This is a genomic window from Bradyrhizobium sp. JR3.5, from assembly GCF_054057015.1.
In genome coordinates, this window is sequence record NZ_JBSRYV010000002.1 from 4,323,343 (window position 1) to 4,335,624 (window position 12,282).

Genomic DNA, 12,282 nt, shown 5'->3' on the forward strand with positions numbered 1-12,282 from the left:
ATGAGCGAGCACAATGAGATCGACCGCGTTTCCGGCCGCAGCACGACCGGTCATGAGTGGGACGGCATCAAAGAACTGAACACGCCGCTGCCGCGGTGGTGGGTCCTGACATTCTATGCAACGATCATCTGGGCGATCGGTTACTGGGTCGTTTATCCGGCCTGGCCACTGGTCTCGGGCTACACCACCGGTCTGTTCCAGTATTCCACCCGCGCCAGTGTCGCGACCGACCTTGCCGATCTCGAGAAGCTGCGCGGCGAGAAGATGGCGGTGCTCGGCAACGCGTCGCTGGCCGACATCGAGAAGGATCCGGCCCTGCTGGCGCTGGCTCGTGCCCGCGGCAAGACCGTGTTCGCCGACAATTGTGCGCCGTGCCACGGCAGCGGCGGCGCCGGCGCGAAGGGTTATCCGAATCTGAACGACGACGACTGGCTGTGGGGCGGCTCGCTTGACCAGATCATGCAGACGATCCAGTTCGGCGCACGTTCCGGACACGCAAAGACCCATGAAGGGCAGATGCTGGCGTTCGGCCGCGACGGTGTCCTCAAGAAGGACGAGATCGTGACCGTCGCCAACTACGTGCGCTCGCTTTCCGGTCTTTCCACCATGCCGAAGTTCGACCCCGCTGCCGGAAAGAAGATATTCACCGAGAACTGCACCAGCTGCCATGGTGACAGCGGCAAGGGCAACCCAGAGCTCGGCGCGCCGAACCTGACCGACCAGATCTGGCTCTACGGCTCCGACGAGGAGACGCTGGTCGAGACCATCACCAATGGCCGCGCCGGCGTCATGCCGGCCTGGGTCGGCCGGCTGGACCCGGTCACCGTCAAGGCACTGACGGTCTATGTGCACTCGTTGGGGGGCGGCAAGTAGCCGCCACCGCGAGGACATCCAGGTTCATTGACCGAGGTCAAACCCGGACCTGGTGCGGGGATGTAGGCTTCAATAAGAGCCTCATTCGAGCAATCCATGAACAAGCCCGTGCCCCCTGATAAACTCATAACCGACGAAGACGGGCCGCTTTATGCGCCTCGCAAGAAGGTTTTTCCCCAGAGCGTCTCCGGCCGATTCCGTTCGATCAAATGGCGGCTGATGGCCGTTTGCCTCGGCGTTTACTATCTGCTGCCCTTCGTGCGCTGGCATCGGGGCCTCGGCGCTCCCGATCAGGCGGTCCTGATCGACTTTCCCAACCGCCGCTTCTATTTCTTCTTCATCGAGCTGTGGCCGCAGGAGGTCTACTACTTCACGGGCCTTCTGGTGCTGGCGGCGTTCGCCTTGTTCCTGATGAACGCGCTGGGCGGCCGAATCTGGTGCGGTTATCTCTGCCCGCAGACGGTCTGGACCGATCTGTTCTATGCGGTCGAGCGCCTGGTCGAAGGCGACCGTCGCGCACAGATGAAGGCCGATGCCGGGCCAATGACCGTAAAGCGCGCCGGTCGCCGAGTGCTGAAGCACGCGATCTGGTTGATGATCGCGTGGTGGACCGGCGGCGCATGGGTGCTCTATTTCGCCGATGCGCCAACTCTGGTGCGCGATCTGGCGACCTTTCAGGGACCGGCGATCGCCTATGTCTGGATCGCGATCTTGACCGCGTCGACCTACCTGCTGGCCGGCTATATGCGCGAGCAGGTCTGCGTCTATATGTGCCCGTGGCCGCGGATCCAGGCCGCACTGACCGACGAATGGGCGCTCAACGTCACCTATAAATACGATCGCGGCGAGCCGCGTTGCTCGGTGAAGAAGGCGTTCGACATCCGAGCGCTCGGCGAGAAGGCCGGCGATTGCATCGATTGCAACCAGTGCGTTGCCGTGTGCCCGACCGGGATCGACATCCGCGATGGCGCGCAACTCGGCTGCATCCAGTGCGGCCTGTGCATCGATGCCTGTGACGCCGTCATGACCAAGGTCAGCCGCAAGACCGGTCTGATCGGTTACGATAACGATATCAACGTTCAGCGACGCATTGCCGGCAAGGAAGAAATCTTCAAGCCCGTTCGCGCTCGCACAGTCGTCTACGCCGGCCTGATCACCGTGGTCTGCGCGGTGATGCTTTACGCGCTGATGTCGCGAACCCTGCTCGACGTCAACGTGCTGCACGACCGCAACCCGATCGCGGTGCGTCTCAGCGACGGCGCGATCCGCAATGGATATACGCTGCGCTTCCTCAACAAGCGCGGCTTCGATCGTGTGGTCGCGATCGACGTCGATGGACCGGCCGACGCGAAGTTGCACGTCATCGGTGCGGACTCGGTGACGCCAGACCGTCCGATGATCGTCCTCGGCCGTGATACCACCACCGAACTTCGCGTGCTGGTGACGGCACCGCTAGATGAAAAAGCGGAAAAGTCGGTGCCGGTCACGTTTCGCGTCACCGACATCGGTCTCGGAGAGGTCGCCTCTGCGACCGACCACTTCGTCCTTCCATAACGATGGAATCCAGCCATGGCAGCCTCAAGTTCAGTCGCGCGACCCATCACCGGACGTTTCGTCCTGATCACGACGATCGCGTTCTTCGCCGTCGTCATCAGCGTGAACATAGTCATGATGCGCCTCGCCATCACGACTCTTCCAGGCACTGAAGTCGACAGCGCCTACAGTGCCAGCCTCGCCTATCAGCGCGAGATCGACGCAGCCAGGCACCAGAACGAGCGCGACTGGCAGGTCCAGGCGCATATCGATCGGCGGCCTGATGGAAGTGCCGCAATTGCACTTGAGGCACGCGATCACGCCGGCGCGCCTCTTACGGCATTGAATTTCCTCGCTCGGCTCGAACGACCGATCGATCGTCGCGCCGATCGGGCGATCGAGATCAGTGAGACCGGCCCCGGCAGCTATCGCGGCCGCGCCGAGGGCGTCGCCGCGGGGCAGTGGGACCTGGTGATCGAGGGCGACGCGGATGGCCGCCGCATGTTCCTGTCGAAGAACCGAATCCTGCTGAACTGAGGGGAAATCTCATGCAGGCGGATATCGATTTCTCTCACTATCTGAAGAACGCGGGCACCGGGCTCATCCATCTCGATCTCGCAGTCGAGGGCATCAATTGCGCGGGCTGCATGGCCAAGATCGAGCGCAATTTGTCGGCCATCCCGGACGTCACCTCGGCCCGCGTGAACCTGACCGACAGCCGCCTAGCGCTGGAGTGGAAGGCGGGTGCCGTTGATCCGGCGCTGTTCGTAAGCCGGCTCGCGGAGCTCGGCTTTAAGGCCTATCCGTTCGAACGCGACGATGCCGAAGCGCTGGAAGCGCAGCGGGCACAAGGCCTGTTGCGCCGGCTTGGCGTCGCCGCCTTTGCGGCGATGAATGTCATGATGCTGTCGATCCCCGTATGGTCCGGCAACGTCTCCGACATGCTGCCCGAGCAACGCGACTTCTTCCACTGGCTGTCGGCATTGATCGTGCTGCCGGCTGCAGCCTATTCGGCGCAGCCTTTCTTTTCGTCGGCGCTGTCGGCCCTGCGAGCGCGCGGCGTCAACATGGACGTTCCGATCAGTATCGGTATCGTGCTCGCGCTGGCAACCTCGGTGATCGAGACGATAAATCACGCCGAACATGCCTATTTCGATGCCGCGATCATGCTGATCGCTTTCCTGCTCGCCGGTCGCTACCTCGATCAGAACATGCGGCGGCGTACTCGAGCCTTTGCCGGTAACCTCGCGGCGCTGAAGGCGGAGACCGCGACGAAGTTCATTAGCGCAACCGAGATCAGAACGGTCCCGGCAGCTGCGATCCGCCCCGGCGACATCGTGCTGCTGCGGCCCGGCGAGCGCTGCGCGGTCGACGGCAATGTGATCGAGGGCCGCTCGGAGGTCGATCAGAGCCTGATTACGGGCGAAACCTTGCCGGCGATGGTGGCGCCTGGCAGCGCCGTGTTCGCGGGGACGCTGATCCGTTCCGGTACATTGCGCGTCCGCGCGTCGGCGGCCTCGGGTGGCACGTTGCTGGATGAGATATCCCGGCTGCTCGATCACGCGCTGCAGGCGCGCTCGCGCTATCTGCGTCTCGCCGAGCGGGCGTCGCGGCTCTATGCGCCGGTCGTGCACGCAACGGCGTTTCTGACGCTGCTGGGCTGGCTTGCCTATGGCGCCACCTTCCATGATTCGATCGTGACGGCGATTGCGGTCCTGATCATCACCTGTCCCTGCGCGCTGGGGCTCGCCATTCCGGCCGTGCAGACCGTTGCATCCGGTACGCTGTTTGGCTCGGGCGTTCTGCTCAACGCCGGCGATGCGATCGAACGCATCGCCGAGGTGGACCGGGTGATCTTTGACAAGACCGGCACGCTGACGCTGCCCGAGCTCGATGTCACCAATTTCGCAAGCATTCCCGACGACGTCATCGAGCTTGCCGGCCGGCTGGCCCTGTCGAGCCGTCACCCGGTCGCGGCCGCCGTGGCGCGCGCGGCCGGCGCCGCCGCGCCGCTGCCCGGTATCGAGGAAGATCCGGGGCAGGGCGTCCACGGCTACCATCAGGGTCACCCGATCCGGCTTGGCCGGCCGTCGTTCTGCGGTGCCGACAGCCTCGCCAACGAGCTTTTGCATCGCGACCCTGAGGCCTCCGTCGTCGCATTCAGCCGTGGCGATACCAGGCACGTCTTCGCCGTTCGCCAGAAGCTGCGGGCCGACGCGGCTGACGTTGTCTCGGGTCTGGAACGGCTCGGCCTGGCGGTCGAGATCGTTTCCGGGGACCGCGAACCCGCCGTTCGACTCGCGGCCGAGACGCTCGGCATCCATGAATGGCGCGCCGGGGTTTCTCCGGTCGACAAGATCGCCCGGATCGAGGAACTGGCGCGTCAGGGCTGCAAGGTGCTGATGGTCGGTGACGGCCTCAACGATGCCCCGGCGCTAGCTGCGGCGCATGCCTCGATGTCGCCGGTTAGTGCGACCCACGTGAGCCAGGCGGTCGCGGATGCGGTCTTTCTCGGCGAGCGCCTCGCGCCGGTGCGGACAGCGATCGTGGTCTCGCGCAAGGCGCTGCGCTTGATGCGGCAGAATCTCTGGCTTGCCGTGGTCTACAACGTCATTGCGGTTCCGATCGCGATCGCAGGCTTGGTGACGCCGCTCATCGCAGCCGCGGCGATGTCCGGCTCGTCGGTGCTGGTCATGCTCAACGCGATGAGGGCGCGGGGGCGGGGGACGGTCTGATGGAAGTCCTGGTCTATCTGGTTCCGCTCGCCCTTGCGCTCGGCTTCGTCGGCCTGCTGGGCTTTCTATGGTCGCTGAAGAGCGGCCAGTATGACGATCTCGATGGCGCGGCGTGGCGGGCAATTGCCGACGACGAACCCGCGAACGATCAGGGTCCGTCCAAATAGTGAAAATAGACCAGCGAGACTGCCGAGACGACAGTCAGCGCCGTGCTGGCGAGCGCCAGGATCAGCGTCCAGTCGGGACGCCGCTGCGACGGAGAAGCACGTGACCGCAGCAGCAGCACCGTGACCAGCCGATTGATGGCGGCAAGGCGTGGCATGGTCAGCAACAACTCATCGGCGGGACGTCGGGCTGCCAGTAGCGCCAGTGGGTCGGCGCCATCGCAATGGGCTGCATGGTCGCGGCATCGAACCATCCACCCGCCATGCTTGAGACAGGGGAAGCCTAGCCTGTGCTGTTCGACGTCGATCACGGCAATCTCGACCGCGCAGTCGACCGGGGCGGTCGCGATGTCCCGCCACCCGAAAAGGGTGAGCCAGCGGAACAGTGAGGGGAGTGTTCGACGCATGCCGCGAAGCCTCTGACTAGAACGACCAATCATCGCACGCTCGATCGCCGATGCGATTGATATGGCTCAACCGAGAGTAGGCTGGCAGCGAGGAGGTCGACGTTGCTTGATACAGCTCAACCCGGTCACCGGGAATGCGGCCCATGAAGAGGATTGGAAGGCGGGAGTTTTCATGATCGAGAGTTCTGGACGTGTCAAAGATCCGTCTCATTTGCCGAAGCAGCTCGCGCACGAGATCGCTGTGGTCGGGCGACAACGGAAGCGCCAGGACGACGTAGACTATTGGCAGTCACGCGCGGAGCGGACGAGGCGACAGGCCAGCCGATATCGTGACCAAACCATCCGCGATCACTTCATGAAGATTGCTGCCGGATACGACGAGCTTGCCCGATCGGCGCGCAGCGTGCGCGACGGCACAGAGACGATATAGGTCAATTACCGGAAACGCGGCGTATTCTGGAAATGACCGGAACACAGGAACTACTATGGTTGAACCGATCGAGGCGCAGTTTGCCGGACGCTTGGCCGACGCGCCTAGATGCGCCGCGGATTTGCCCAGAAGGTCCAAGACTGTCTGGGCGCGCCTGAAGGACCATCCGCTATCGCGCCTCGGTCCGGGCCTTGTCACCGGCGTGGCCGACGACGATCCGAGCGGCATCGCCACCTACTCCCAGGCTGGCGCCCAGTTTGGGCTGAACATGCTCTGGACGATGCCGTTGGCATTTCCGCTGATGGCGGCGATTCAGTCCATGTGCGGAAGGATCGGGCGGGTTACCGGCTTAGGCCTGGCCGCCAACATCAAGACGGCGTTTCCGCCCATTGTGCTCAAGGGCGTCGTGCTGCTCCTGTTGATCGCAAACACCCTCAATATCGGAGCCGATGTCGCGGCCATGGGTGAAGTCGGCGAGCTCGTCACCGGCGTCGACCGGCACGCGATGGCTGTCGTCTTTGTCGTTGCGACGCTGCTGCTTCAGATATTGGTGCCGTATCACCGCTACGTCTTCTTCCTGAAGTGGCTAACGCTCTCGTTGCTGGCCTACGCCGCGGTGCTGTTCACGGTCCACGTCCCCTGGGGCGAAGTAGCGTTACGAAGCGTATGGCCGCAATTGCAGCTGAACTCGGACACGGCCGCCGTCGTCGTCGGCGTCTTCGGGACCACCATCAGTCCCTACCTTTTCTTCTGGCAGGCTTCCGAGGAGGTGGAGGACATGCATGCGAACGGCGGCACTTCGCTGATGCAGGATCCCGCCAGCGCACCGAAAGAGTTGCAACGGATCCAATGGGACACCTGGAGCGGAATGTTCTATTCCGACATCACCGCCTATTTCATCATCCTGGCGACCGCCGTTACGCTGCATGTGGCGGGAATCACCAACATCGAGACCGCGGCGCAGGCGGCCAGCGCGCTGCGGCCGCTCGCCGGAGATTTCGCCTTCATCCTCTTTGCCATTGGCATCATCGGCGTCGGCCTGATCGGCGTGCCGGTCCTCGCGGGCTCGGCGGCGTATGCGCTCGCCGAAGCCATGGGCTGGAAGGAAGGTCTCGAGAGAAAGGCACGAGACGCGCGCGGATTCTACGGCGTGATCGCGGTCAGCGTCATCGCCGGGTTGCTCATCCAATATTCTCCGATCAGTCCGATGAAGGCGCTGTTCTGGAGTGCCGTCATCAACGGGGTCGTCGCCGTGCCCCTGATGGTCGTGATCATCCTGCTCGCCTCGAAACCTTCGGTCATGGGTCCGCACACCTCGGGCCGGTCGATCATCGTCCTCGGCTGGATTGCGACATTCGTGATGGGGCTGGCAGCCATTTTGATGTTCTTGCCAGGGTAGTCCGGCGAGGCGCGCGAGCTAGTTAGCTTCTTTGAAGCGTCGAGCAGAAGTGCAAGCGAAAACCTCTCCGCTCGACGCACTCGAACGATACGTAAGCGACGCAGCGTGCATCGCAGCCCGGCAGGATGTATCCTGCCAGGCTGCGTCATCGGCGTTCCCGAGGGCAGGTCGGGCCGCTCAATGATCGGTGATCGCCGTCGCCTCCGATGCTCATCGGAACGTCGATTTTTCTTCTTAGATGTCCAATGATCGTCAGCATCGCGGTAGCAATCGGATGAGCAGCGGGAGTGCGACGCTCTCCGAGCCGAACCGGGCGGCCAGCGCTCAGATATCGCCGAGTCTGCACCAGGCGAGGTCGATCAGCGTACCGATTCGCGTGGATTGGGCCTGTAATTGTTTACGGTTCTCCGGATTTTCGATCTTTCCGATCACGATGGATGTTCGCGCATGAGTGATCTGAAGAGCGAAAACCGCCTCTTGTAGCGCCTCGCGCGCTTTATGCCGGTGAACACTCCAAAGCTTCAAACGGATCGATCGGCGCTGCTCGGCATGCCAGCGACGGCGCGGGGCGGTGACGCTTACGTCGATCGAGGTTCGCGATGTCCGGCATGGTGGTTCTCCCTTGGCGTGTGCTCGGTGTTGATGTCCTTTCGGGGCGCTCAGGAGCCAGTCGCGACCGAAAAGCAGCATTGTCGGACATTTTTCCGAGGTTATGTTTGTGGCGGAGGGCGGCTCAAAGGAGATCGTACGAATGGGGAAGCCGACTGGGCTGCTATGAGGCTATGGCGTCTCTGAGCGACTGATAGGGTGAGTTCGGTGGAAACGCGTCGGGGGGAACGTTGGTAGCGCTCTCTCCCGCTACCAAGGCTACGAATTTGTCCGCCAGCCTACGATCTCCTGCGACTTCGCGCTCGTCACGCTAGCTAGAGCATGATGTGTTTATACGGAAACGTACCCTGAATTTTTGAGATAGTTGGCGCACTCCTCCTTGGAGAAGACGTCGAGGAGTTCGCCGACCTTGCGAAGCCAAGTCGCTTCGACATCACGCGGCTGCGCGGCTCGCATCAGGTGTTTGAGCTTGGCGAAGACCTGCTCGATCGGATTGAGGTCGGGGCTATAGGGCGGCAGGAAGAGCAGATGGGCTCCTGTGGCGCGGATGGCGTTGCGCGCCGCCTTGCCCTTGTGACTGCCGAGATTGTCGAGAATGACGAGTTCACCCTTTGCGAGGGTCGGCGCCAGCACCTGCTCGACATAGAGGGTGAAGAGCTCGCCATTGATGGGGCCGTCGATGACCCATGGCGCGCTGATCCGGTCGTGGCGCAGCGCCGCGATGAAGGTCATGGTCTTCCAATGGCCGAAAGGCGCAGACGCCTGGAGACGTTGCCCACTCGGTCCCCAGCCTCGCAGCGGCGCCATGTTGGTTTTGATCCAGGTCTCGTCGATAAAGACCAGGCGCGAGGCGTCGATCCTGCCCTGATGGGTCTTCCAGCGCGTCCGTTTACGCGCGATATCGGGACGATCTTGTTCGGCCGGCAGGATCGTTTTTTTTGAAGCTCAGCCCTTCGGCATGGACGAACGTCCACACTGCCCGCACGTCGGTCTTGATCCCGCGCGCAGCCAGTTCCTGCGTCAGCTTCCGCAAAGTGAATGGGCCGGAGCGAATGCGTTTGCGCAGCCAGTCGGCATTGGTGCCGGACAGAACCGGCTTCTTGTGACCGCCGATCTTGCCGGGAGAAACGCCTCCGGTCTCCCGCCGCAGATTCTTCCACTTTGTCACACAGGAAGGACTGATCTGAAGCGCTTCTGCAATCGAACGCACGGTCTCGCCCGCGTCAGCCCGCGCCAGAGCGAGTTCACGAAGATCTTCCGAATAGGGTCGCGTCATCCATGCTGGCCCCCGTTCCAGCATGGAGTTTGAATCAGAAATTGTCCCTTCTGGGAATCTGGAGGGTTCTGTGAGGTCGCGCTCACGCGAGGGCGCGGCAGGCGCTTATGACGCGACCTCATTGAAGCCGGATTGAACGAAGGCGCGGGAGGCTATTCGCGGTTTTGCAGCTATGGGGATTGTTCGAGATCGCCATGCCCGATCTGCTGGCTCGGCGCGTGAGGCAGAGACACAGGAGTGCGCATCCTGGAAGAGTTGAGATCAGACGCGCTTCGCCTGAGATCGCGATAGGCCTTTTGCTGCATCGGACGGTTGTTGTCGCGCAGTGTGACAGCACGGATTCGACATCGTCCGCGATGATCGAGACGCTGGGAGCGAAATGACGAATGATGATCGTCGTGCACGACATGACTTGGCTCACGATGTGTCGCATCGGAACGGTGATGTTCGAGGGCTGGGGCGTCTGAAGCTATGTCGAAAGCGCTCAATGATGCGCATGACGCCACCACAATCGGGACAGGCAGGAACCTCGGCCCAGGTTTGAGCCTCCGAATCCACAGGCGACGGCTGGCCATCGTTTGGGGCTGTTCGCTCATGATCGAGAAGTTCGCGGCAAAGGGCGAGCTTGGCAGCGCGATGGCGGTTGGCCATGAAGCCGAAGTGGCGGATGCGGTGGAAGCCGTCAGGCAGCGTATGAAGCAGGAAACGGCGAATGAACTCATCGGGCTTGAGATTCATGATCTTTGTCGCGCTGTTTTGGCGATAGTCCTTCCATGAGAAGGCGACATGATCGTCGTCGAGTGCGACGAGCCGGCTGTTGGCGATCGCGACGCGATGGGTGTAGCGGCCGAGATAGGCCAGGACCTGTGCGGGTCCGCCGAAGGGCCGCTTGGCGTAAACAACCCAGTTGATGCGTCGCATGGCGTCGAGGTGGGCCGCAAAGGCAGCCGGCTCGGCCAGAGCTCCGAGATCGCCGAAGAAACGCAAGGCACCGGAGTTGAAGGCTGCCGACAGACGTTTGAGAAAAAGTGTGCGAAATAGTCTGGACAACGGTTTGACGGCCAGGAAGAAGTTCGGTCGGCAAGCGGTCCAGCGCGCGCCATCGGGCGAGAGGCCGCCACCCGGAACGACGCAATGGACGTGGGGATGATGCATCAGCGTCTGTCCCCAGGTGTGGAGGACGGCGACGCCGCCGATCGCACCGCCGAGCCGGCGTGGATTGGCGGCGAGCGTCGTCATCGCCTCGGCGGCAGCCTTGAACAGGATGGCATAGACGACGGCCTTGTTCTGGAAAGCGATCGCGGCGATCGGTGCGGGAAGTGTAAAGACGACGTGGAAATAGGGAACCGGAAGCAGGTCGGCTTGACGCGCGGCGAGCCACGCGGCTCGGGCTCTCCCCTGACACTTCGGACAGTGCCGATTGCGGCAGGAATTATAGGCAACGCGTGTCGTGCCGCAGTCGTCGCAAGCCTGCATGTGGCCGCCGAGCGCCTCGGTCCGGCACGCAACGATCGCGCTCATCACGCGCCGCTCGACCCGCCCCAGATGACCGGCATGTACACGGCGATAGGCGTCGCCATGCCGGCGCAGAATATCGGCAATCTCGATGGCGGGCCTGTTGGAGCGGATGTCGGAGCGGGTCATGACCCGCATCCCGCTGCGGGTCATCCAGGTGGCGTCACCTCCAGCGACAGGCGATCGAGCGGGCTCTGCGTCGCTCGGATCGTATCGGTGGCGACCTGCGTGTAGCGCGCTGTCGACGACAAATTATTGTGCCCGAGCAAGACCTGGATGATCCGGATATCGGTTCCGTTCTCGAGAAGATGTGTCGCGAAGCTGTGGCGCAGCGTGTGCAGCGTGACGCGCTTGGTCAGGCCCGCAGCCTTCACCGCCGACCGGCAGGCGGCATGCAGCACGGTCTGATCGATCGGATGATCTTCGTCACGACCAGGGAACAGATAAAGCCGCGGCCGGGCGAGCCGCCAGTAGGTGCGCAGGATGCCCAGCAGCTGGGGCGACAGCATCACGTTGCGATCCTTCGCGCCCTTGCCGTGGCGCACCTGGATGACGCCGCGGGCGCTGTCGATGTCTTCGATCCGCAGTCCCGCAACCTCCGAGGCCCTGAGCCCGGCCGCATAGGCGGTGGTGAGCGCGGCGCGGCTCTTCAGGCTCGATACCGCTTCAAGAAACTGAACCACTTCGTCGGCGCTGAGAACGACCGGCAGCTTGCGCGGTTCTCGCGCATAGGGAATGCGCTCTGGGATGAGCGCCTCGCCGAGCGTGACGCCGTAGAAAAACCGTAGCGCACAGACGATCTGGTTCAGCGCCGGCCATGAGATGCCGGTCGAGACCAAATGCACCTGGAAGGCGCGGACGTCTTCCAGCTCTAACCGGTCAGGCGATCGGCCAAAATAGCGGCTGAACTTCGAAACCGCGCTGATGTAGGATCTTTGCGTCGCCGGCGACAGATTGCGGACGGTCATGTCTTCGATCATGCGGCGGCGAAGAGGGCTCAAATCGGCCATCTCGATACTCCTGTCTGAGGGGGTGGGCTCCAACACCCACATCCTCTCAGCCAGGAGGCGATCTATGCCACCTTGCCCCCTACGCCGCGGCAGCGGCTTCGTTCAATCCCGATTCCGGCAAAAAACAACATGCTCTAACTGGCGAATCGTGTTCAGCCGCGAAAGGACGGTGAAATCTCCGAGAGCGGACTGTCTCGCTAGCCGATGAGGCGCTTCTGGACCGGGAACCTGTGGTGCAAAGTAGGGCGCGTCCCTAATGATGGTGTAGCGGGAGAGCAGTGTCCCCATGCGCGCGCCTCGAATAGCGCGCCGTTGGGGCGGGCCTTGCGGC

General features: G+C 62.8%; 12 protein-coding genes. 7 read left to right on the forward strand and 5 right to left on the reverse strand.

All coding sequences use genetic code 11. The features are described 5' to 3' along the window. The 5 genes from ccoP (at position 1) to ccoS (ending at position 5,308) form a co-directional block, all read left to right on the forward strand. Positions 1-873: a cytochrome-c oxidase, cbb3-type subunit III gene (ccoP, locus tag ACVWW1_RS37655; protein ID WP_456659358.1), complete on the forward strand. Its 873-nt coding sequence runs from the start codon at positions 1-3 to the stop codon at positions 871-873. A gap of 96 nt (positions 874-969) precedes the next feature. After that, the gene (gene ccoG / locus ACVWW1_RS37660) at positions 970-2,427 is read left to right on the forward strand and encodes a cytochrome c oxidase accessory protein CcoG (RefSeq protein ID WP_456659359.1); all 1,458 of its coding nucleotides are present in this window, start codon (positions 970-972) and stop codon (positions 2,425-2,427) included. A 15-nt stretch (positions 2,428-2,442) separates the two neighbouring features. Then, positions 2,443-2,943: a FixH family protein gene (locus ACVWW1_RS37665; protein WP_456659360.1), complete on the forward strand. Its 501-nt coding sequence runs from the start codon at positions 2,443-2,445 to the stop codon at positions 2,941-2,943. Between the two features lie 11 nt (positions 2,944-2,954). Then, a complete protein-coding gene (locus ACVWW1_RS37670; RefSeq protein ID WP_456659361.1) occupies positions 2,955-5,141 on the forward strand; it encodes a heavy metal translocating P-type ATPase in 2,187 nt (728 codons plus the stop codon). Beyond that, positions 5,141-5,308, forward strand: a complete 168-nt coding sequence (ccoS, locus tag ACVWW1_RS37675) for a cbb3-type cytochrome oxidase assembly protein CcoS (RefSeq protein ID WP_176533342.1) — start codon at positions 5,141-5,143, stop codon at positions 5,306-5,308. The genes ACVWW1_RS37670 and ccoS overlap by 1 nt, the downstream gene beginning before the upstream one ends. Here ccoS and ACVWW1_RS37680 read toward each other — a convergent pair. Next, positions 5,290-5,712: a hypothetical protein gene (locus tag ACVWW1_RS37680; protein ID WP_456659362.1), complete on the reverse strand. Its 423-nt coding sequence runs from the start codon at positions 5,710-5,712 to the stop codon at positions 5,290-5,292. The two genes, ccoS and ACVWW1_RS37680, sit on opposite strands and share 19 nt — an antisense overlap. A gap of 106 nt (positions 5,713-5,818) precedes the next feature. Here ACVWW1_RS37680 and ACVWW1_RS37685 point away from each other — a divergent pair, with 106 nt between their 5' ends. Together ACVWW1_RS37685 and ACVWW1_RS37690 are read left to right on the forward strand one after the other, a co-directional pair. Beyond that, positions 5,819-6,142 (forward strand): hypothetical protein, encoded by a 324-nt coding sequence (locus ACVWW1_RS37685; RefSeq protein WP_456659363.1) that lies wholly within the window; start codon positions 5,819-5,821, stop codon positions 6,140-6,142. 55 nt (positions 6,143-6,197) lie between these two features. Beyond that, positions 6,198-7,541 (forward strand): NRAMP family divalent metal transporter, encoded by a 1,344-nt coding sequence (locus tag ACVWW1_RS37690; RefSeq protein ID WP_456659364.1) that lies wholly within the window; start codon positions 6,198-6,200, stop codon positions 7,539-7,541. Between the two features lie 324 nt (positions 7,542-7,865). Here ACVWW1_RS37690 and ACVWW1_RS37695 read toward each other — a convergent pair whose 3' ends face one another. The 4 genes from ACVWW1_RS37695 to ACVWW1_RS37710 all read right to left on the reverse strand — a co-directional run bounded on the left by ACVWW1_RS37695 (position 7,866) and on the right by ACVWW1_RS37710 (position 11,951). After that, positions 7,866-8,231 carry a hypothetical protein gene (locus ACVWW1_RS37695; RefSeq protein WP_456659365.1) on the reverse strand — a complete coding sequence of 122 codons (366 nt, stop codon included), beginning with the start codon at positions 8,229-8,231 and terminating at the stop codon, positions 7,866-7,868. A gap of 249 nt (positions 8,232-8,480) precedes the next feature. Further along, a protein-coding gene (locus ACVWW1_RS37700) for an IS630 family transposase (protein ID WP_456659366.1) occupies positions 8,481-9,426 on the reverse strand; the annotation gives its coding sequence in 2 pieces (ribosomal slippage) (positions 8,481-9,089 and positions 9,091-9,426; 945 coding nt in all). A 417-nt stretch (positions 9,427-9,843) separates the two neighbouring features. Further along, positions 9,844-11,070 carry an IS91 family transposase gene (locus tag ACVWW1_RS37705; RefSeq protein ID WP_176396397.1) on the reverse strand — a complete coding sequence of 409 codons (1,227 nt, stop codon included), beginning with the start codon at positions 11,068-11,070 and terminating at the stop codon, positions 9,844-9,846. 20 nt (positions 11,071-11,090) lie between these two features. Further along, positions 11,091-11,951, reverse strand: coding sequence for a tyrosine-type recombinase/integrase (locus tag ACVWW1_RS37710; protein ID WP_029085027.1), 861 nt, complete (start codon positions 11,949-11,951; stop codon positions 11,091-11,093). Between the last annotated feature and the right edge of the window lie 331 nt (positions 11,952-12,282).